This window comes from Psychrobacter sp. UBA3483, from assembly GCF_002377905.1.
In the GTDB taxonomy this organism is placed as follows: Bacteria; Pseudomonadota; Gammaproteobacteria; order Pseudomonadales; family Moraxellaceae; genus Psychrobacter.
Map to the genome: position 1 here is coordinate 82,112 of NZ_DFQS01000072.1, position 20,790 is coordinate 102,901.

A 20,790-nucleotide genomic window follows, 5' to 3' on the forward strand; every position below is an offset into this window, starting at 1 on the left:
GCCGTGAGTCGCCAGCAAAACAACCCCAGCAATCAAAAGATAAGTAATCAAAACAATCATATGCAATCTTCTATCCATGCTCAGCCGCCGTTATTTAAGCAAGTCTGTGTTATCGGTCTCGGGCTGATTGGTGCGAGCCTTGCCCAAGGCATCAAAGACCATGGTTTAAGCGCGCGCTTGGTGGCGGTAGATAGACATGCACCAAGCATCGATGAAGCCATGCAACATGGTTTGCTAGATGCGGGTAGTACTATATTAAGTGACGTGGTATCAGGCAGTGACTTAATTGTCATCGCCGTACCGGTACAGGCGGTAGAGGCTGTGTTTGTCGATATCAAAACCGCGATGGATAACGGACAGCTTGCTGCTGATTGCATCATTACTGATGTCTGTAGTACCAAGGTTAATATCATTAAGGCGGCAAAAACGGTCTTTACCTCATTACCAATGGGCTTTGTACCCGCGCATCCGATTGCTGGTGCGGAAAATTCAGGCTATCATGCCAGGCGCGCCAATTTATTTGTCAATCATAGCGTGATTATTTGCGAGCTGCCAACGACAAACCCTTGGGCGATTTCCAATCTGCGTCAGTTATGGGAAGCGATAGGTGCGACTGTCATGTCAATGGATGCCGAGCATCATGACGCAATATTGGCACATACCAGTCATCTGCCGCATCTGCTCGCGTTTAATTTGGTTGAACAGCTGGCAAGTCATGATGATAATCTAGATATGTTTCGCTATGCCGCAGGCGGTTTTCGCGACTTTAGCCGTATTGCCGCCAGCGACCCTAAAATGTGGCATGATATATTTTTTGCCAACCAAAGCGCGATTATAAGCGCTCTTGACGAGTATGGCGTTTATCTACAGAATATGCGCCAGCTTATCATTGATAAAGATTCGACCGCCCTCATGGGACTTTTGGGCCGCGCGCAAGCCGCACGGCGACATTTTGGCCATATGTTAGCCAGCACCCCTTATACGGATACTTCTGCCATGTCAGCTTCTTATAATATTACTCCTAGCCATACCGTCTCTGGCACCATTACCATTCCTGGTGATAAATCTATCTCGCATCGCAGTATCATGCTTGGTAGCCTTGCCACAGGTGTGACCAACGTCACAGGGTTTTTGGAAGGAGAAGATGCGCTAGCTACCTTGCAAGCATTTCGTGATATGGGCGTGAGCATTGAAGGGCCTGATAAGGGTAGATTGACCATTCATGGCGTCGGTATGAACGGTCTAAAACCAAGCAAAACGCCACTATATATGGGCAACTCAGGCACCAGTATGCGCCTGCTTGCCGGTATATTAGCGGCGCAGTCATTTGATAGTGTATTAACAGGTGATACCAGTCTAAACAAGCGTCCGATGGAGCGTGTGGCAGCACCGTTACGTAAGATGGGTGCTGTCATTCAAAGTACTGGTCATAATGGTACCGCACCGCTGAGCATCACTGGTCGTGCGAATATTGGTGAGCCGCTACAAGGGGTAGAGTATGATATGCCAGTCGCCTCTGCGCAGGTGAAGTCTTGCTTGTTGCTGGCTGGACTTTGGGCAAAAGGTACGACGACGGTCATTCAACCTGAAGTTAGCCGTGATCATACCGAACGTATGCTCTCAGCCTTTGGTTATCCTGTGACAGTTGATGGCAGTCGTGTCAGCGTCGAAGGTGGTGGCACGCTTACAGGCGGTGATATTGCGGTGCCTGCTGATATTTCATCAGCGGCTTTCTTTATGGTAGCCGCAGCCATCAGTCAAGGTAGTGAGCTGACTCTTACGCAAGTGGGTATTAATCCGACGCGTACGGGTATCATAGATATCTTAAAATTGATGAATGCGGATATCAGCCTAAGCAATGAAACCCATGTCGGCGGCGAGCCAGTGGCAGATATCACTATTCGCAGCTCAAGCCTAAAAGGTATTGAGATTCCAGAGTATTTAGTACCTTTAGCGATTGATGAGTTCCCAGTATTATTTATCGCTGCCAGCTGTGCCCAAGGCCGTACGGTGTTGACCGGTGCGAAAGAATTGCGCGTGAAAGAGTCCGATCGTATTGCCGTGATGGCAGACGGTCTACAAACGCTAGGCATTGATTGCACGGTGACTGAAGATGGTCTAATTATTGAAGGCAAAGGTATCGAAGGTAAAGGTAGCCATGCTGACATCAATGAGGTAAATAACAGCCAACCTGTCTTTGGTGGCGGGCATATCACCTCGCATCATGACCATCGTATTGCCATGAGTTTTGCGGTTGCCAGCTTGCGTGCATCGAAGCAGATTACCATTGAAGGCGTTGAAACCGTTAATACCAGCTTCCCAGGGTTTGCTGAACTTGCCAATCAAATTGGTATGTCTATTAAGGTCGATAATGGCGCGGCTTAATGTCATATTAATATGATAAGCCTTATTATTTGTTTTTAAAATATTGGTTTTCGAAATTTTGGTTTTTGCAGTGTTGAATCCTAAAGTAATGTCTGTTGGGATTCAATAAAGTCTAAAAGGTTATTTATAAACCTTTATATAAAAGTCGTTTTAAAATTATTTTTTAAATTTTCAAAGTTGTTTTTAACTTTGTTGTCGTGAGCAATGTGTTGATACTTAGATAGTATCAACGCATTGCTTTTTACTTTCTACCTTATATATAGTAACCCTGCGCGCTTACTTTTATCATTTTATAATGGTTTAAAAATAGGTAAGGGCGCGCTTTGCTCTAAAAAGTTGTATCGTCTTATGACCACTCAAAATGTTGTCAAAAAACCCGTTGCTCCTATTCAAACAACCAGACGCGGTATTGCCACCGCGCTAACAGCGTTCTTTATTTGGGGTGCATTTCCGTTATACTTTAAGCAGCTCGCCGCTTATGATGCGACCGAGATTATCGGCCACCGCATTATATGGACCTTTGCCTGTTTGCTTATCGTATTGGTGCTGACCAAGCGCTGGCAGTGGATTGATACACTAAAGCAAAACCCAAGATGGATAGCATTTTCTTTTATATCGGGTTTGATTATTGCCACCAACTGGCTTACTTATGTATGGGCGGTCAACCACGACCGCATTCTTGAGGCCAGTTTGGGTTATTTTATCGGGCCGTTGGTTGGCGTGGCACTCTCGATGATTTTGTTTAAAGAGCGTCTGCGACCTTTGCAATGGGTTGCTATTGGTTTTGCGCTATTATCGGTGCTGATTCAAGTCGTTATGATTGGTAGCCTGCCATGGATATCGCTGATTTTGGCCTTTAGTTTTAGTACTTATGGCACCATTCAGCGCCAAACGCCGTTGACTGCAGTCGATGCCATGTTTGTAGAAACTACCATGTTAGTACCGATCTGTTTATGGTGGTTTTGGCAAGCCGATGTGGTCAGTAGTCAGATAAGTTTCTGGTTCACCTCCAACATTTGGCTACTGATGCTGGCAGGTCCAATTACGCTGATACCCTTATTGCTATTTAATAAATCCACTAAGATGGTCGCTTTTAGTATTCTAAGCTTTATGAATTATCTGACCCCGACATTTATTTTCTTCTTAGCGGTATTTTATTATAACGAGCCTTTTGATTTACATCGCCTGGCGGTATTTGGTTTGATTTGGCTTGGGCTATTATTATTTAGCATTGACTTGTGGCGCCATAGACCGAGTAAAGTATTAAAAGCTGCGCGCCTACGTGAAGAGGCTTTATCGTAAAATCGTTTTAAAATAAAAGCATAATAAATAAGGATAAGTGCATGTTTCATACCGAATCTGATGTGGTATTTGTCAAAGGCTTAACAGTAGAGGCGGTGATTGGTGTTTATGCATGGGAGCGCGCTATTACGCAGCCGCTCCTGATTGACATAGCGCTTGAGACGGAAATTAGTAAAGCTGCTGTGTCAGACGATGTTAATGATGCGCTCAATTACAAAGCGGTCTGCGATGATGTGAGCGAATGGTGCCAAGCGATTAAAGCAAAGTTGCTTGAGCATTTGGCTGGTCAAATCGCCGATAAGCTACTGGCAAAATACAACTGTCATAAAATAACATTAAGCGTTGCCAAGCCCACTGCTATCAAGCAAGCGGATGCGGTCGGGGTGCAGATCACCCGTTATGCTAAAGTAGCAGCAACTGAGTCAGTGGCAAACGACAATAGCCAATCTGACAATGCATAAAAATCTGACTAATTTGAATCTTGAAGACTTAAAACAGTATACACCTGAACAGCTGCAAATGCAGTCTGTGACGGCGGTGCTATTGGCTTTGGGTAGTAATTATCAAGCTGAAAAACACTTACCATTTGTCCGAGAAAAATTAACCATTTTAGGAGAAATACGGCTCTCAACGGCTTTTCAAAATCCTGATTTTACAGCGACCTTGGAACAACCAAAACCTGATTATATCAATCAATGCGTTTATTTAACCCTTACATCTGTCATGACCTTGCAGCAGTTGCAGCAAAGCTTTAAGAGACTTGAAAGTGATTGCGGTAGACAGCGTTGCTCTGAATCAATAAAACATTCTATAAAAATAGTCACTATGGATATTGATATTTTATTAATAAAATTAGAGGATAAAGAAAATAGCCTAAGCAAAAATAAAATATCTAAAGAAATAGCTAAAAGCCCAAAACAATGGATAATCATGGCAGATCGTTATCCATTTAAGGCGCATGAAAGAGCAGGGATTAAAGAGTTAATTTCGAATGGGGTTTAAAGAGGTTAAATGCAGTGGCTGAGCTGTTATTAAGAGTTAAGTAAAAGCTATCGAATGTTTGGTATTCGATAGTTTATTATATTTCTGAAAAATCTCAAAATAAAAACTGGACAAAATGCCCAGCTTTTATCTAACTCACATGGTTTAGCGCAAAAATCCTTACTGCGCCGTCAAGCCACCATCAATAACAAATTCTGAACCTGTTGAGTAGCTTGATTCATCTGATGCTAAAAATAGCACCATGCCGCTGACTTCTTCGGGCTGTGCCACACGTCGCATCGGAATGGTTTTGGCAAAAGCTTCAACTGCATCTTTGGTGTCGCCTTGCATAATCATTGGTGTAGCGATGACGCCTGGGTGAATGGAGTTCACGCGAATGCCATGAGGTGCGCACTCTAATGCTGCGGCTTTGGTCATACCGCGTACCGCAAATTTAGAATCGGTATAACCGATAGCACCGCCAACCAAACCGTTAATGGAGGAGATATTGATAATAGAGCCTTGATTGGCGGCTTTCATGGTTGGAATAACCGCTTTCATGCCTAAAAAGACTGATACTTGGTTAATCTCTAGAATCTTACGATACTCTTCTACCGAGGTATCTAAAATGGATTTGTGCGTAGTGATACCTGCATTGTTGACCAAAACGTCAACACGTCCAAAATGCGCTTCGGTCTGTCCAACGACTTGCTTCCAATCCTGCTCGCTAGTAACATCATGTTTGATAAATAGTGCATCAGCACCAAGCTCTTTTGCCAAGGCATCGCCTTTATCAGTATTAATATCGGTCAAGACCACTTTGGCACCTTCTGCCATACATAAACGTGCATGAGTTTCGCCCATGCCTTGGGCGGCACCAGTGATAATGATAACTTTGTCTTGTAAACGAGCCATGAGTTTTCCTGTTTTTTTAGTTATGAATAATGAGAGAGTATACGACAGAATCGCTAAATACTCCTTAGTTGTTATGAAACCAAGAGTCAATGCTGTATGTTTTGAAATGATAGCTTTAAATATGATTTTGGCTGATTTTTTTAAATAATGTAGTGAGGAAATAATGTACAAAGACCTATTAAATTTCTGTTTTAATGAGGCGGGTAGTGAGAAGTTTTTTGAAAAAGATGAGGATTTTGATACATTACTAATAGAGCGATACAGTGATTTGCTTGAGCAAGCAGCGGCGTCAGAGCTATACGAATGGCGATGTAATGTTGAGGGTAGGTTGGCTGAGATAATTATTTTAGACCAGTTTTCGCGCAACATTTACCGTAACACGCCAGCAGCTTTTGCTCAAGATGGTATGAGTCTTGCGCTCGCGCAAGAGGCGGTAGCTGCCGGTGCATTAGAGGCGCTTGAAACGATGGATGAACGTAAGTTTTTATTAATGCCTTATATGCACAGCGAGTCAAAACTGATTCATCAGCAAGCAGAAAATTTATTTAAGCGCTATACCAATGCAGATACCGTGGATGCTGAGCTGAAACATAAAGTAATTATCGATCGTTTTGGTCGTTATCCGCATCGTAATGATATTTTAAGACGGGTTTCAAGTAGCGAAGAAATAGAGTTTTTGACCCAGCCTGACTCATCATTTTTATAAGAGTTGTTTGTTAAATAGCTAGTCGATAAAGCGCTATTTCTCAATGGGCTAAAATAAGAAAGAGGCCAATGGCCTCTTTTTATACAGTATCGAAGGTAGCTAGCAGCTTACTTTTGCTCAGTGCCGGCTGCTGCCATATCAGCACGGCCGATAACATCCAAATCTTCTAAGCACAATTTATCATATTCTTTTTTGCAAAAATCTGGATCTATTTTGCACATAGCGGCTTGCAGTTGATCGAGTCGATTTTCTGATTGCTGAATGTGCTCAAGCATTTTAGCAAACGCTTCAGCAACGGGATCTTGCGATGAAGGATCAATGCCATAAGCCTGAAACGCTGTTGCACGGGTAGTGCTAGAAGCGGCACCTTTGTCCTGATGGTCATCAGTTGTGCCTGCTTGCGCCGCTTTTTCTTGTTGCTTAGCGTCCTGTACCTTGGTAATAATAGGATTGCCTTTTTCATCATGATGGTCTGAAATCATACGGGCGGCACTGCCAACCATCGTTGCACCTGCGGGTACAGGTTTGACCACCACAGCGTTCGAACCAATTTTAGCCCCTTTACCTACCGTAAATGGCCCTAATACCTTGGCACCGGCACCGACAATAACACCGTCTTCTAAAGTAGGATGACGTTTGCCATTATTCCACGACACGCCACCAAGAGTGACGCCGTGATAAAGGGTAACATCGTTGCCAATCTCTGCCGTTTCGCCAATCACTACACCGACGCCATGGTCAATAAAAAAGCGCTTACCGATTTTGGCAGCAGGATGAATCTCAATGCCAGTGATGATACGCGAGCCATAAGAAATCACGCGCGCGGCAAGTTTTTGCTCATTATGCCAGAGACAATGCGCGCCGCGATGCAAAATCAGGGCGTGGATGCCAGGGTAGGTCAAAATGACTTCTAGGCTATTACGCGCAGCAGGGTCGCGATTGAATACCGCTTCAATATCTTCTTTTAGGTCTTTTTTGATATTGGCAAGCGATTTGAACAAGGAAGTTGGCAATGGCATAAAGCGTCCTATTTTTTAATGACAATGTCTTTAGTTATAGCAGTTTCGCCGTACAAAATATAGCAATGCGTGATAAATTAAAACAGAGGGTTTATAGACAAAATGCCCATCACCGACGATTTATCGGTGACAAGCGGATGTCATTTAACTGTCACTGGTCACGTATTTTAGCAGCTCTACAACCTGCTCAGGTGTCTGCGCCCATGCCATTGCTGCTGCATCCACTTCTTTTAGCGGATGAATAATATCTTCGGTATGTAAGGTGATATAAGGTTTGCCCAATGCAGCGCAATAGCCGGCGTCAAAGGCGGCGTTCCATTGTTTGTATTTATCACCAAAGCGAATGATAGCGATATCACATTTTTGGATCATATTTTTGGTACGAATGGCATTCACCTTTGATGACTGATGGTCGCGCCAGAATCCATTGTCATTTTTGCCCAACATATCACCAGCCGCGTCGCTGGCTTCATGGTCAGTCACCGCTGAGGTAAAGGTAATGGCAAGACCATGCTCTTTCGCACCTTGCATAATTTTTTGGCGCCAGTCACTGTGTATTTCACCAGATAAATAAACCGTCCAATTCATTGTTAACTCCTTGTCATTATTAAATTAGTTATTAAATTAATTGTTAAATTCATTATTAAGACATAGAACTTGCAAAACAGTAAGACTGCCGCTGCTAATGCCAAAAGTCAATTCTTTAGAATCAATGCCTTAAAATCAAAGGAATAAACCTTATAAATGATAAGCTCTAGTCCTTTGCAAGCTTAGCAATCAGTGCGCTTAATAACTGATATTCTTTTTGATCCAGCTGAACGCGTGAGCCAAGACGCGACAGTCGCGCTGGCAATGATTTTAAATGTTCACTGTCTGCCAAGCCGCGTTGAACCATCAAATCAGTGGTACGCTGAACGAGCTGCTGCAGCTGTTGTTGAGTAATGGCAGGCTCATCCCATTGTTGACGCAGATGCACGTCTAATGTTGGCTGAACGGCGTTTACATTATCTGCGCTGTCATTAATTGTTTGAGCATGGGTTTGCGCATCAGCAAAGATAAAGCTGGCAATCACTTGCACGGCAGAGGCAACATTTAGCACGGGATAAGCAGGATTGGCATCGATTTGAATATGATAATCGGCGTACGCCAGTTCTTCATTGGTCAGGCCACGGTCTTCACGCCCAAATAAGATGGCTATGTTGGGTTTTTTATTCGATTGCGCGCTCTCATTATTATCGGCTACGTCGAGAGCGGTTTGCTTATCGATAAAGTCAAACATGATTTTGGCAGCTTGCGTCGGCGTCACTACAGGGCGCGGCATGTGACGGCTACGGCTACTGGCAGCAAATACCAGTTGGCAATCTGCTATCGCTGATTCTAACGTCGGCGTTATGGTGGCTGACATTAATAATTCACTACCGCCTGCCGCGTGCGAAACACTGGTTTCATCAATGGGCAGCTTTGGGTCAACGACAGTCAGACGCGATAGACCCATGGTGTGCATGGCGCGCGCCGCTGAGCCGATATTGGCAGGTAAAGTGGTATTTACCATAACGATTTGTAAACAAGACAGATAATCGTTCACCGTATGGCGGACGGTTGAATTTGCTGAGCTTGTATTTACTAATAATGAGGCAGAGTCGTTACGCATTACAGCCCCAGCCTTTGTTTGATTTCTTGTTCGACTCGTTGTAAAGCTGTTGCGACGTCTTCAATTAACCCAGCTTGGTCACCAATAAGGCGCTCGCGGCACGCTTCTTGTAATTGACTACTAAGGCGAGTTAACTGAGTTGCGCCCAAATTGGCACTGGCACCTTTTAGCGCATGAGCAAGCTCATAGCCGTTGGCGTTATCACCTTCTAGTTGTGCGCGTCTTAATTTGACAATGCGCTCGTGACTGTCGGTAAAATATCCTTGTATCAAATCGACAAAGTCCTCTTCTAACAACTCACGCATATCATCAAATTGCTCGTCATTAATAATCTCATCATTGGTTTGCGTATTTGTATTGTTAGGATGTTCAGTCATAATCATGTGTCCAATATTTTAAAAGTTAAAGCGCTCAGGTTAGCTACTATCAAAGTATTAGCTATAATGAAAATGTAAGTTGTCTTCATTAACCATGCTCTTTAATTGCTGTAAATTGTCATCGTTAGGGTAGATGCGCCAATGCTCAGATAACCCGACGTTGGCAATACCGTATTCTTCATAAATGCTGAGCCCAAGCGGCAAGCAGTTATCATTAATAGAAGCATCGGTGTTGCTAAGGGCATTATTAGCATAGCTGCCGTTTTGAAGTGCATCTTGATGTATATCATTTTCTAAGGCTAATAAATCATTGCCATCTTCATCATATAAGCTGCCACCCATCGCTGGGTCATAAGCGCTGTTACCACTGCCACCATTATTACCTTGCTCGTCCTGCTCATCGTTATAAGCCAAGCGCGGCGCTGGTATGAGGCCTGATTGAGCGGATTTTAGCAAAGGCTGCATACGCGTGAGCAGATTAATATCGCTACCGTGAACTTTAATGCTGATTTTTTTCATCCAACGCAGGCGTGCGTCAACCATACTCATGGCATTATCAAGGCGGGCAAAAATGCGCCCGTCACGCTCACGGATACTGCCTTTAATGACGACCACTTCGTCAATCTTCAACTGCTCTTTGACACGGTTAAAGCGCTCGGCGTAGCAACTGACTTCTAGACGTGAAGTCCCATCATCTAAGGTGATGACGTTACGCGTACCGAAATTGGCAATATCAATAATCAAACCCGCAAAGTAGCAGCTACCGTTATAACCCGTGTCTGCCAGCTTATCAAGGCGAGCGCCGGAGGTATAACGTTTAAGCTCATCGCGATATTCATCGATAGGATGTCCGGTTAAATAGAGACCTAAGGTATTTTTTTCCGCTTTCAGGCGGTGTTTATCACCCCAAATCAGCTCTGGCGTCATAACCAGTGGCGGGGCTGCGACCACGCCATCCATTTCACCGAACAAGTCCATCATGCCAAGCTCATTGTTTTGGCGGTCTTGCTCGGCGGCTTGCACAGCGCTTGGCAACTGACTCATCAGTGCCCCGCGAATCTCGTAGGCTTCGTCGCTTGGCAAGTCTGGTCGTAAAGTCGCGGCAAAATCATCAAAACAGCCCGCACTGACTAATGCCTCAAGGGTACGTTTATTGACCTTTTTAATATCAACGCGGCGGCAAAAGTCGTATAAATCTTTAAATGGTCCTTCACGTCGGCGCGCCTCAACGATAGATTCAACCGCCCCTTCACCAACGCCTTTAATCGCACCTAAGCCATAAATAATATTGGTTGGCGTATCGGCGACAAAATGCCATTCACTACGGTTTACCGATGGATTAACGACCGTCAAACCGAAGTTTTCACGGCAGTCATTGATAAAGAACACCACGTTATCGGTGTTGTTCATATCGGACGTTAAGACGGCTGCCATAAATTCGGCAGGGTAGTACTGCTTTAAATAAGCAGTCTGATAAGCAAGGACGCCATAAGCGGCAGAATGCGAACGGTTAAAACCGTAACCGGCGAATTTCTCCATCAAGTCAAAGACGCCGCCTGACGTCGCTTCGTCAATACCTTGCGCAGTCGCACCAGTGACAAAAATATCGCGCTGTTTGGCCATCTCTTCAGGTTTTTTCTTACCCATCGCGCGGCGTAGCATATCCGCGCCGCCCAAGCTATAGCCTGCCATAACCTGCGAGATTTGCATCACCTGTTCTTGATAGACAATAACGCCGTTGGTGTTTTCTAAAATTGGCTCAAGGTTAGGATGGTCATAGATGACTTCTTCGCGGCCATGCTTACGGTCGATATACATCTCAACCATGCCTGCATCAAGCGGACCCGGACGATAGAGTGCACACATGGCGATGACATCTTCAATATTGGTTGGTTGTAATTTGGCCAGATATTTTTTCATACCCATACTTTCTAACTGAAAGACGGCCGTGGTTTTGGCTTCTTGCAGCAGCTTATAGGCTTTTTTATCATCTAAAGGCAAGTCCTCTAACACTAGGGCTTCTTTGCCCTCGCGTGCGCGGCGTAGGTTGATATTTTCTACCGCGGCGTTAATCACCGTTAAGTTACGTAGACCCAAAAAGTCAAACTTGACCAGCCCAACGGCTTCGACGTCGTCTTTATCAAACTGACTAACGCGGTGACCTTCGTCATCACAATAAATGGCACTAAAGTCAGTGATCTTATGCGGGGCGATGAGTACACCACCGGCATGTTTACCGACGTTTCGGCAGACGCCTTCGAGCTTAATGGCCATCTCCCAAATCTCAATGGCATCTTCATAGTCCATATTATCAGGATTGGAGATTAAGTCTTTTAGCTGAGGTTCTTGCTCGAGCGCTTGGCTAAGCGTAATTCCTGGGGTTTTTGGGATAAGTTTGGAGATTTTATTGGCCAAAAAGTATGATTTGCTTTGTACGCGCGCCACGTCTCGTACCACCGCTTTTGCCGCCATGGTACCAAAGGTAATAATCTGCGAAACCGCTTCACGGCCATAGGTTTGTGCCACATAATCAATCACGCGGTCACGACCTTCGATACAAAAATCAATATCGAAATCGGGCATGGAGACACGTTCGGGGTTTAAGAAGCGCTCAAAGAGTAAGTCGTAATGAATCGGGTCGAGGTCAGTAATATTGAGCGCATAAGCGACCAAAGAGCCGGCACCAGAACCACGACCCGGTCCAACCGGTACGCCATTGGCTTTTGCCCAGCGGATAAAGTCCATGACGATTAAGAAGTAACCAGGGAAGCCCATAGACAAGATAACTTCAAGCTCATACTCTAAGCGCTCATCGTACTTTTGGCGAAACTCCTGCCAATTATCCGAGCGCTCGGCAACAGGAAACAGCCTGTCAAGACGCCTATCAAGGCCGCGCTTTGATTCGGCGCGGAAAAACGATTCAATCGTTTCGCCTTCGGGTACAGGAAACTCAGGCAGGACATTAATGCCAAGGGTTAAAGTCACATTACAGCGCGTGGCTAAGCGTAAAGTGTTAGCAATAACCTGCGGAATATCGGCAAACAGCGCCGTCATTTCCTGCTGGGTTTTTAAATATTGCTCATCTGAATACAGCCGTGGACGATTAGGGTCGGCAAGGACATATGAGCCTGCAATACAAACGCGCGCTTCGTGAGCGTCAAAATCATCTTGCTCTAAGAAACGCACGTCATTATGAGCAATAATAGGAATACGATGCTTAGCACCGGCATGAATAGCGGCTTTTATAAAAGCATCTTCGCCCGAGCGATTGGTGCGCTTGATAGCGAAATATAAGCGATCATCAAACTGTGCTTGCCATTCTGTCAGCAGCTCGTCAGCTTTTTCTGGCATGGAACTCACCAATGCCTGACCGACATCGGATTTTTCGGTAAATAAAACAATGACGCCAGCTGCGTGCTCTAAAATATGGCGACGCTCAATGACTGGTACCCCATGATTGGCAGCATCGGCGCGCCCTTCGGTAAAGCCAAGCGAGACGATACGGGTGATATTTTGATAACCCTCATTGTCCATCGCCAGTAGCACCAAGCGCGTGTCCTCATTATCCATAATGATTTCACTGCCGATAATAGGCTTGATACCCGCGCCTAAGCAGGCACGATAAAATTTCACCGTCGCATAAAGGTTGGATAAATCAGTCAATGCTAGCGCGCTCTGATTATCTGCCGCTGCCGCTTTAATTAGCGGTTTGATACGCACGATAGAATCGGTAATGGAATATTCGCTGTGGATGCCAAGGTGTACAAATGCCATAGAAGACTCTTACTGGTGCAATCAAAAGGGAATAAGCTGTATGATAATAAATTTTTTATTATCAATACGTTATGGTTTTTCAAGAAGTGATAGGACGCAAAAAGTGATGTCTTGAGCTTTTAAAGCTGGTCGTCAATAATAGCATTATTTGGCGCTGACAGCCACCGATTCAAACGTAACGGTCTGAATGAAATCATGAAAAAAATGATTTTTATAACTATGAAATCAATGTGATAAGTAGGTTTTTATGGTAAATAATCACGCTTTAAGGTATGAAATAATATAAATCATCATCCATAGCATGCTGATAACGCGGCTGACTGTTGAATAGCCTTGCTTGAGCGTAAACCATGAAAAAATAATGGGAAATAAGAAAATGCCAATACCAAGTAAGATACTGACTGGTCTTTGAGTGGCATTCATACCCTGCAGCGAAGGGGTGGGTAAAAGAGTGGAAGCAGGATTGCTATGTTGTGTTGGTTTTTGTTGAGCTATGCGCTGGGTTCTAGGCGTGGCTTTATTATGTGGTTTATAGGAAGAGTACGACAGTCCACTACCAGAGATACCGACTGTGCCACGCGTGCCTTTTTTACCAACATTAACCATAGCACCGCGTTTACCAACGGAGACGCTAGATACGCCTTGTTTGGTCAGATTAATACGTACACCGGGCGCTAGTTTAATGCTTTTTCTAAATCGAAAGCCCATTATTACCAATTTCCTTTACTTGTTATATGTTATTGAACTATCTTAGCACTAAACTTAGCATCAAAAATGCCCTCCACACTATAAAGGATGGAAGGCGCTACTATTTGAATTTAATATTTTTAATATCACTACTTTTGCTATTAATATCCGACCACCGCGGCATCGACAATACGCGGGTCAGAAGAACCGTAAACGCCATTTGGGGTAATCATAATCGACTGGGTTGAACCCATGGCTGACTGCGGGCTAACTTTATGTCCCATCGACTCGAGTTTTTTAATCGTATCAACATTTAAAGCTTTTTCGATACGAATCTCATCGGGCAGCCATTGGTCATGGATACGCGGTGCATGGGTGGCTTCGGCAATATTCATATCATGATCAATGACGTTGGAGATGACTTGCGTGACGGTAGTAATAATGCGGCTACCACCTGGGCTGCCGGTAACGATATAAGGTTTGCTGTCTTTGAATACCAGCGTCGGGCTCATTGACGACAACGGGCGTTTATTGGCCTCAACTGCGTTGGCATCGCCACCGATTAAGCCATAACCATTGGGCACGCCGGGTTTGGCAGAAAAATCATCCATCTCATTATTGAGTAATATCCCTGTACCTTCAGCGACAAGTCCCGTGCCATAAGAAAAATTCAGCGTATAAGTATTGGCTACCGCATTGCCATCTTTATCGACGATAGAGAAGTGTGTGGTTTGATCGCTCTCGTATGGTAAGGGGTTATTCGCCTTGATCGTTGCCGCTGGCGTGGCTTTATTGGGATTAATTAATGCACGTAGTTTATCGGCATAAGGCTGCGAGGTTAAACCGCTGGCAGGCACATCAATAAAGTCAGCATCTCCTAAATATTCTGCGCGATCGGCATAAGCCAATTGCATGGCCTCGCTCATCAAATGAATGGTTTGCGCGCTGTTTTGACCGTAGTCTTTTAGCGGATAGCCTTCTAAGATATTTAAAATCTGCACGATATGGATACCACCAGAAGACGGCGGCGGCATGGAGACAATCTCATAACCACGATAATCGCCTTTAACGGGTACGCGAGCAATGGCTTGATAGTTGGCTAAGTCTTGCAAGCTCATATTACCGCCCGCTTCATTGACGGCTTTGACCAATTTACGCGCGGTTTCGCCTTTATAAAATCCATCAGCACCTTTTGCCGCAATCAGTTTAAGGGACTTTGCCAGCTCCGGTTGACGTAGTAGCTCACCCGGCTGATAGGCACTGCCGTCTGGTTTAAAAAATATCTTTTTGGTACTTGGCCATTTTTGTAGACGGTCACTTAACGCTTCTAGCGATTCGGACAAACCCGCAGTGACTTCAATACCGTTTTCAGCCAGTGCAATTGCTGGTGCCATGACTTGCCCGCGACTCATGGTGCCATGATCTTCTAAGGCTTTTAGTAAGCCTGCCACCGTACCTGGCACGCCAACCGCCAAGCCATGATAACGGGATAAATCACTAACGGCATTGCCATCGCGATCAAGATACATATCACGCGAGGCGCTACTGGGCGCTTTTTCGCGATAATCGAGCGCCACCGTTTTGCCTTGCTTGGCATCATAGACCATCATAAAACCGCCACCGCCGATGTTGCCCGCACGCGGCAACGTTACGGCTAACGCAAAGCCAACGGCGACAGCGGCATCAACGGCATTACCGCCATCTTTTAAAATCTTTAAGCCGATATCAGAGGCGAGGGCTTCTTGGGTGGCGACCATGCCGTGCTTTGCCCAAACAGGGTGATGAATGGCGTCAGCTGAGTAGATAGCTTGGTCGGTTTTGGCTGTCTTGCCACTAACGACGGCTGTCCCTGTGGCGGTCTTGGGCGCTAGGGCAGAGGATTTCGATTTTGTAATGCGCTGAGTTTCGGACAATACAGTCGGATTATCAGCCATAATCGCTAAATTAATCGCACTGATGTTAATCGAGGTTGGATTGGCGGTATTTTTTGCGGTCGTAGGTTTTGTTTCTGCGGCGTGAGCAGAGACCGTTAGCAATAGCGTACTAGTGATAATCAGCGCAGCAGATTTTAGTTTTTTATGGGTGAGCGTTTGGGTGCTATGAGAATGAGAAAACAAAGTTGACATCGCAAAGTCCTTTTTACGAGGGTGAAAAAAATTGAGCTAAAAAGAGAGGTGAATCAATAAGCTTAAATAGTAACGAATATTGCCAGTAGTAGAAAGGGCTTTACTATTTTTGTTTTCAGATAAAGAAGCCCGTTATAAGGTAGTTAAGCTTTGGAAGTTTGAGAGATGAAAAAAGAGCCAAAAAAAAGCGCACCGGCTAACCGATGCGCTTTTTTAAATGTTCTTACTTTATCTAACTAATGCTTTTTAATTCCATGGCTTATATAGTCAGTTCAAAATAAAAGCGATACGTTATAGCTATGTGCGACTGGTATAAATTTTCCTTGCTTGCTGTTATCACAGAGGCTACGAAAAATTCATCCCAGTCGCACTGTATCGATTTTAAAGTAATTCTACTATATCTTACTGCGCTTGGTTATGCATCTGACGGTTTTTTGAACCATGATGACCTTTTGCTTTTCTTTCTGATTTTAATTGTGCCATTTTTTGACGTTGTTCAGAGGTCAGTACTTGCGAGATAGCATGCTCGGTTTGTACGCGTTCAATAAAGCGCTGCTTGGTCTTTGCCGCTTGTTGATCGGCTAGGCGGTTAACTGCTGCGGCATCTAAGGTTTTGGCATTGGTCAACGCTTGCATTTGTTGTTGCATTTGCGCGCGTTCTGCTTGATATTTGCTACGATCTTTTTTGTTGCCACTATATTTTTCTTGCATAATGGCTTTGATTTGTGCTTGCTGCGTCGCTGTCAAATCCAACTGCGACATAGGGCCTCTCATGCCACCTTTATGCATGCCGTCTTTCATGCCAGCTTTATGCTGCTTTTGCATGTTGGTCGTTGTTGGCGTTGCTGACGTCGTATCGGTGGTGGCGTTGACACTGGTACAGCCCGTAACCGTTAAGACGCTAGATATCGCGAGTACTGAGCCTATCAATAATTTTTTCATTATCATTACCTTAAATTATGGTGCAAACGTTAATTATTACGAAAAGAGGTTTTTTATCTGAGAAGTAATGATTATCAAGTGTCCCGGATAGCCACTATTAACCATTACTTGCCGTCAGTGCTTGTTACTGATAGTCCCTATCATACGACAGCTAGAAGTTGCGAACATTTATGAAATATTAAGAAAGGTAACGTTTGTGGCGCATTGATAGGCGCTTGCCTGATAATATCAGCCATACTATGGCATGCTTGGAATCATTTGACTGAACGGCAATAAAGTAGAAAGGAGAGGAGGATGACGATGACGATGCCAAATATTTTATTGGGTGATGATGATGAAGAGTTGACCCAACTGCTGCAAGAGTATTTGCATAATCATGGCATCCAAAGTGACTGTGTTTATGATGGCGAGGCGGTCATCGAACGCTTAAAATCAGCCATGAATGATAGTGCGCCTTATGATTTATTGGTGCTCGATATTATGATGCCAAAAATAGATGGGCTCAGTGTCCTGCGTCAGCTGCCAGCGATTAACGATATTCCCGTCATTATGTTGACAGCAAAAGGTGAGGAGATTGATCGTATTATTGGGCTGGAGCTTGGCGCAGATGACTATATTACCAAGCCTTGTAACCCACGTGAGCTGCTGGCACGTATTAACGCGGTGATTAAACGTAGCCGTATCACCGCATCGGGTGCAGCCACCTCAGAACATACCCCTTTGCCAGAGAGTCGCCTGCATTTGGACCAAAATCAGCGTATCTGTCAAATAGATGGCATTGAGCTACAAGTGACTGGTACGGAGTTCGATTTATTGTTGGCGCTACTTAAACAAAAAGGCGAGGTGGTAAGTAAAGCATGGCTGTCACAAAATGTCTTACAGCGTGAACTGCAGCCGTTCGATCGCAGCCTTGATGTACATGTATCTCGCCTGCGTAAAAAACTTCAACCTTTTCATGATGAGTCTATCAAGGCGATTCGTGGTAAAGGCTATCAGTTGGTGCTGTAGTAATGACGGACTCATCGATGCCTACTTCTACATTTAAGCCAAGAATGACACTATTTTGGCGGCTATTTCTCAGTCTATTATTGACTGTACTCATCACCTCTATTATCTCTGTTATGGTAGAACGTTGGCTTAATGGTAAAGAGCTCAGCGCTCGGATGGACGTGCAAATTGACAGTCTTTTACTCAAGCGTCAAGAAGTGGTTGCGGCACTACAAGCGGGTGATTTATTGGCAGTCAGACAGCTGTACCGGCAAGACCGACGGGTGATGAGTCAAATTAGAATTTACGATGAGCAGGGCGCTATTATTTTTCCGCGTTATCGTTATAGGGAAGAGCGTCAAACAAACGGTCAGGAAGTGGAGCGTGACTTGCCATCACAGGCTATGTCTGACAATCGTAGAGCGCATAATAATAAAAATGACAGCGCCTATGAAAAGCCTTCTTTTATTAATGAAATTCTGCATCCAGCGATGCCGAATAGAGAAGTGATTTTTGACCCTGATAATCGCCCAGAGCTGGCAGATTTAACCGTAGATTTGCCGGACGGCCAAACGGCCATCATACAATTGCGCCCGCATTTACGTTTTGCCGACGTTTTAGAGCTACAACGCGGTAATTTCACGGTGCGTTTGCTGCTGATTATCCTCTTTAGTACTTTGGTCTGCTTTTGGCTCAGTCGTACGCTGACTCGGCGCATCGGTCAGGTGCAAGATACCGTGCACCGTATGATCGATGGCGACTATCAACCCAATCCCCATTTATCAGAGATGGGCTCTGACGAGCTAGGACTATTGGCAAAAGATGTTGCTCAATTATCAACGCGCTTGGCAGAGAGTGAGCTGGCACGCAAGCAGATGTTAAGTGATATCTCGCATGAGCTGCGCTCGCCACTGGCGCGTCTTGATGTGGCTACTGAACTGACGCGTGACTTTGCGCCCAATGCCAGCCGCTACCTTGACCGTATCGATAAAGAATCGGCACGTATGAATGAGCTGATTGAGCAAATTATTCATATTCAGTCGCTACAAATGCAGCAATATACCATCGATAATTTAGAAAATGATGCCGTAAATATTGTTGAACTCATCACTGAAATTGGCAAAGACGTCTGTTTTGAGTTTCAACATAAAAATGTGCGCTGGCAGTGGACGCCGCCCGATGTTTTATTATCGTCATCATCTGGTGCGTCTTTGACTGTGATGGGCAATCAAGAACAGTTGCATAGCGCGCTTGAAAATATTATTCGTAATGCTTTTATGCACACTCCTGCAGATTCGACCGTTACTGCTGAAGTCACAAAAGTAAGGCTCGATAATAAAAGAGATGCCATTCAAATTAGCATAACAGACGAGGGCGGCGGGGTAGCAGAAAAAGATGTAGAACGTATTTTTCAGCCTTTTGTACGCCTTGATAGTGCCCGCCACAGGGAAACAGGTGGCTATGGGTTGGGATTGGCCATCGTTCATGCCGTTGTTATGGCTCACAAAGGTCAAATTAATGTCCATAATCGCCAAGATGATGAAGGGCTAGAGATACAGATAGTACTGCCTATTCAATAAAAGTAAACAATATTTATTATACCTTTAAAATTATAGAATTAGGAGAAACTAGCGTACCAAAATAACAGGCGATAAAGTGCTGGCAATAATTTCTGTTGTAGTACTGCCCAAAAATAAATGCTGAAGCTTAGAGCGCCCATAAGCGCCAACGACGATGATATCGATATTATTTTTAAATTGGAAACTAAGTAACCCCTCAACCGCATCAAGTTCTGATAGCTGATGGGTATCAATGCTAAAACCCGCTGCCTTTAAGTATGCCGCCGCGTCACTAAGGCTTTTTTTAGAGGCTTCATTATGATGGCCGACCATGACGATATGACCTTGTAGACCTTTTAATAGGTTGCTCTTTGCAAGCATGTGTATGGCATTTATCGCCGTTTTACTGCCATCAAACGCCACCATATACGACTGCGGCTCTTTAAATTTTTCTGAACAAATCAATACTGGTATGGTAGAGGCGCGGGCAACCGTTTCGATTTGGCTGCCAATATTGATGCGACTGTTTTTATGGTCTTCACCGCGGCGTCCCATGACGATGGCGCGATTTTTTTCCTGAAAATGCTCAATCGCTGGCAGCAGCTTACCGCGGCGTTGATAAATGCAAACATTCATGTCTTTAAAGCCGTTTTGTATATGACTTTTTGCATCTTGTACTAAGGCATTGCTGTAGTTGTTGACTACTTGTGCCCTTTGCTCATCGAGTTCAGATAACTCATCAAGCAAAAACTGGCGACTGTTAATGCCAATGGCGCCAGATAGATCGCGTCTGACCGAAGCTGCTACGTCGCTTACGTGCAATAATGCCACCGGAATATCCAGCTTGCTGGCGTACCACGCGGCATAATCACAGACTGAGCCAGTCACCGCTGAACCATCAATACAAGCCAAAACGTGCTCTTCCGTTATCATAATCTGTCCTTAGTTTTGCATTTAACTTTTGATAAACCTACTTTTGATCGAATTGAGAACAACCTAGCATGGGTTATTATCTTACCTTAAATATAGTCGTAGCAACATTAAGCGTTGAGCTTTACATGCTTTTTTATAAATATAATTTTTCTTTAATTATAGAACAATATTTCATCAATATAGCATTTATGCAATATGGTTTATAATAAATAGGAGGATGTATAGCTGATATAAAATACGACTTTATCTAAAAACACGTTTATTTTCTAGAGGTCTTAAATCGAAATTGTTATTTAAAAGTCAAGTGGTAATTTTTATTAATATATAATTAATAGCTATACCATTATTAACATAAGTAAATTTATATTTATGAGTATCGCTATGATTCGTTTAATAGAAACACTACCTTTTAGGGATTATCACTTATAGTCAGTTCAAAATAAAAA

At 44.2% G+C, this 20,790-nt stretch carries 17 protein-coding genes; 7 read left to right on the top strand and 10 right to left on the bottom strand.

Annotated elements, in window-relative coordinates:
* Nucleotides 1-60 precede the first annotated feature (60 nt).
* The 4 genes from B2866_RS13110 to B2866_RS13125 all read left to right on the top strand — a co-directional run bounded on the left by B2866_RS13110 (nucleotide 61) and on the right by B2866_RS13125 (nucleotide 4,689).
* Nucleotides 61-2,385 carry a bifunctional prephenate dehydrogenase/3-phosphoshikimate 1-carboxyvinyltransferase gene (locus B2866_RS13110; RefSeq protein ID WP_296195202.1) on the top strand — a complete coding sequence of 775 codons (2,325 nt, stop codon included), beginning with the start codon at nucleotides 61-63 and terminating at the stop codon, nucleotides 2,383-2,385.
* A gap of 348 nt (nucleotides 2,386-2,733) precedes the next feature.
* The gene (gene rarD, locus B2866_RS13115; protein ID WP_296195141.1) at nucleotides 2,734-3,687 is read left to right on the top strand and encodes an EamA family transporter RarD; all 954 of its coding nucleotides are present in this window, start codon (nucleotides 2,734-2,736) and stop codon (nucleotides 3,685-3,687) included.
* A 41-nt stretch (nucleotides 3,688-3,728) separates the two neighbouring features.
* On the top strand, nucleotides 3,729-4,148 hold the full coding sequence (gene folB, locus B2866_RS13120; RefSeq protein WP_296195144.1) for a dihydroneopterin aldolase: 420 nt from the start codon (nucleotides 3,729-3,731) through the stop codon (nucleotides 4,146-4,148).
* Nucleotides 4,141-4,689 carry a 2-amino-4-hydroxy-6-hydroxymethyldihydropteridine diphosphokinase gene (locus B2866_RS13125; RefSeq protein WP_296195147.1) on the top strand — a complete coding sequence of 183 codons (549 nt, stop codon included), beginning with the start codon at nucleotides 4,141-4,143 and terminating at the stop codon, nucleotides 4,687-4,689. The genes folB and B2866_RS13125 overlap by 8 nt, the downstream gene beginning before the upstream one ends.
* Nucleotides 4,690-4,848: 159 nt before the next feature.
* Here the strand turns inward: B2866_RS13125 and B2866_RS13130 are convergent, their stop codons facing one another.
* Nucleotides 4,849-5,583: a glucose 1-dehydrogenase gene (locus B2866_RS13130; protein WP_296195149.1), complete on the bottom strand. Its 735-nt coding sequence runs from the start codon at nucleotides 5,581-5,583 to the stop codon at nucleotides 4,849-4,851.
* A gap of 163 nt (nucleotides 5,584-5,746) precedes the next feature.
* Here B2866_RS13130 and B2866_RS13135 point away from each other — a divergent pair, with 163 nt between their 5' ends.
* Complete coding sequence (locus tag B2866_RS13135) at nucleotides 5,747-6,289, top strand: DUF924 family protein (protein WP_409520847.1); 543 nt, start codon at nucleotides 5,747-5,749, stop codon at nucleotides 6,287-6,289.
* 107 nt (nucleotides 6,290-6,396) lie between these two features.
* Here B2866_RS13135 and cysE read toward each other — a convergent pair whose 3' ends face one another.
* The 8 genes from cysE to B2866_RS13175 form a co-directional block, all read right to left on the bottom strand.
* Nucleotides 6,397-7,269, bottom strand: a complete 873-nt coding sequence (gene cysE / locus B2866_RS13140; protein ID WP_409520849.1) for a serine O-acetyltransferase — start codon at nucleotides 7,267-7,269, stop codon at nucleotides 6,397-6,399.
* A 183-nt stretch (nucleotides 7,270-7,452) separates the two neighbouring features.
* Nucleotides 7,453-7,896: a YtoQ family protein gene (locus tag B2866_RS13145; protein WP_296195155.1), complete on the bottom strand. Its 444-nt coding sequence runs from the start codon at nucleotides 7,894-7,896 to the stop codon at nucleotides 7,453-7,455.
* 166 nt (nucleotides 7,897-8,062) lie between these two features.
* The gene (locus B2866_RS13150; RefSeq protein WP_296195206.1) at nucleotides 8,063-8,860 is read right to left on the bottom strand and encodes an RNA methyltransferase; all 798 of its coding nucleotides are present in this window, start codon (nucleotides 8,858-8,860) and stop codon (nucleotides 8,063-8,065) included.
* 98 nt (nucleotides 8,861-8,958) lie between these two features.
* Entirely contained in the window at nucleotides 8,959-9,336 is a 378-nt protein-coding gene (locus B2866_RS13155; protein ID WP_296195158.1) for an Hpt domain-containing protein, read from the bottom strand.
* 57 nt (nucleotides 9,337-9,393) lie between these two features.
* A complete protein-coding gene (gene dnaE, locus B2866_RS13160) occupies nucleotides 9,394-13,110 on the bottom strand; it encodes a DNA polymerase III subunit alpha (RefSeq protein WP_296195160.1) in 3,717 nt (1,238 codons plus the stop codon).
* Between the two features lie 258 nt (nucleotides 13,111-13,368).
* Nucleotides 13,369-13,818 carry a DUF4236 domain-containing protein gene (locus B2866_RS13280; protein WP_409520848.1) on the bottom strand — a complete coding sequence of 150 codons (450 nt, stop codon included), beginning with the start codon at nucleotides 13,816-13,818 and terminating at the stop codon, nucleotides 13,369-13,371.
* A 140-nt stretch (nucleotides 13,819-13,958) separates the two neighbouring features.
* The gene (gene ggt, locus B2866_RS13170; protein WP_296195163.1) at nucleotides 13,959-15,923 is read right to left on the bottom strand and encodes a gamma-glutamyltransferase; all 1,965 of its coding nucleotides are present in this window, start codon (nucleotides 15,921-15,923) and stop codon (nucleotides 13,959-13,961) included.
* 402 nt (nucleotides 15,924-16,325) lie between these two features.
* Nucleotides 16,326-16,865, bottom strand: a complete 540-nt coding sequence (locus B2866_RS13175) for a Spy/CpxP family protein refolding chaperone (protein WP_296195167.1) — start codon at nucleotides 16,863-16,865, stop codon at nucleotides 16,326-16,328.
* A gap of 294 nt (nucleotides 16,866-17,159) precedes the next feature.
* Between B2866_RS13175 and B2866_RS13180 the strand changes: the two genes are divergently transcribed.
* A complete protein-coding gene (locus B2866_RS13180; RefSeq protein ID WP_296195171.1) occupies nucleotides 17,160-17,873 on the top strand; it encodes a response regulator transcription factor in 714 nt (237 codons plus the stop codon).
* A 17-nt stretch (nucleotides 17,874-17,890) separates the two neighbouring features.
* Complete coding sequence (locus tag B2866_RS13185) at nucleotides 17,891-19,432, top strand: sensor histidine kinase (RefSeq protein ID WP_296195173.1); 1,542 nt, start codon at nucleotides 17,891-17,893, stop codon at nucleotides 19,430-19,432.
* 48 nt (nucleotides 19,433-19,480) lie between these two features.
* Here the strand turns inward: B2866_RS13185 and B2866_RS13190 are convergent, their stop codons facing one another.
* Complete coding sequence (locus B2866_RS13190; protein WP_296195176.1) at nucleotides 19,481-20,344, bottom strand: universal stress protein; 864 nt, start codon at nucleotides 20,342-20,344, stop codon at nucleotides 19,481-19,483.
* Nucleotides 20,345-20,790 lie beyond the last annotated feature (446 nt).

Coding starts and splice junctions, on each gene's coding strand:
- ggt (WP_296195163.1), bottom strand. CDS start 15,923: ATGTCAACTTTGTTTTCTCATTCTCATAGCACCCAAACGCTCACCCAT.
- B2866_RS13150 (WP_296195206.1), bottom strand. CDS start 8,860: ATGGTAAATACCACTTTACCTGCCAATATCGGCTCAGCGGCGCGCGCC.
- B2866_RS13135 (WP_409520847.1), top strand. CDS start 5,747: ATGTACAAAGACCTATTAAATTTCTGTTTTAATGAGGCGGGTAGTGAG.
- dnaE (WP_296195160.1), bottom strand. CDS start 13,110: ATGGCATTTGTACACCTTGGCATCCACAGCGAATATTCCATTACCGAT.
- B2866_RS13175 (WP_296195167.1), bottom strand. CDS start 16,865: ATGAAAAAATTATTGATAGGCTCAGTACTCGCGATATCTAGCGTCTTA.
- B2866_RS13180 (WP_296195171.1), top strand. CDS start 17,160: ATGACGATGACGATGCCAAATATTTTATTGGGTGATGATGATGAAGAG.
- B2866_RS13155 (WP_296195158.1), bottom strand. CDS start 9,336: ATGACTGAACATCCTAACAATACAAATACGCAAACCAATGATGAGATT.
- B2866_RS13110 (WP_296195202.1), top strand. CDS start 61: ATGCAATCTTCTATCCATGCTCAGCCGCCGTTATTTAAGCAAGTCTGT.
- B2866_RS13280 (WP_409520848.1), bottom strand. CDS start 13,818: ATGGGCTTTCGATTTAGAAAAAGCATTAAACTAGCGCCCGGTGTACGT.
- B2866_RS13185 (WP_296195173.1), top strand. CDS start 17,891: ATGCCTACTTCTACATTTAAGCCAAGAATGACACTATTTTGGCGGCTA.
- B2866_RS13190 (WP_296195176.1), bottom strand. CDS start 20,344: ATGATAACGGAAGAGCACGTTTTGGCTTGTATTGATGGTTCAGCGGTG.
- rarD (WP_296195141.1), top strand. CDS start 2,734: ATGACCACTCAAAATGTTGTCAAAAAACCCGTTGCTCCTATTCAAACA.
- B2866_RS13130 (WP_296195149.1), bottom strand. CDS start 5,583: ATGGCTCGTTTACAAGACAAAGTTATCATTATCACTGGTGCCGCCCAA.
- B2866_RS13125 (WP_296195147.1), top strand. CDS start 4,141: ATGCATAAAAATCTGACTAATTTGAATCTTGAAGACTTAAAACAGTAT.
- folB (WP_296195144.1), top strand. CDS start 3,729: ATGTTTCATACCGAATCTGATGTGGTATTTGTCAAAGGCTTAACAGTA.
- B2866_RS13145 (WP_296195155.1), bottom strand. CDS start 7,896: ATGAATTGGACGGTTTATTTATCTGGTGAAATACACAGTGACTGGCGC.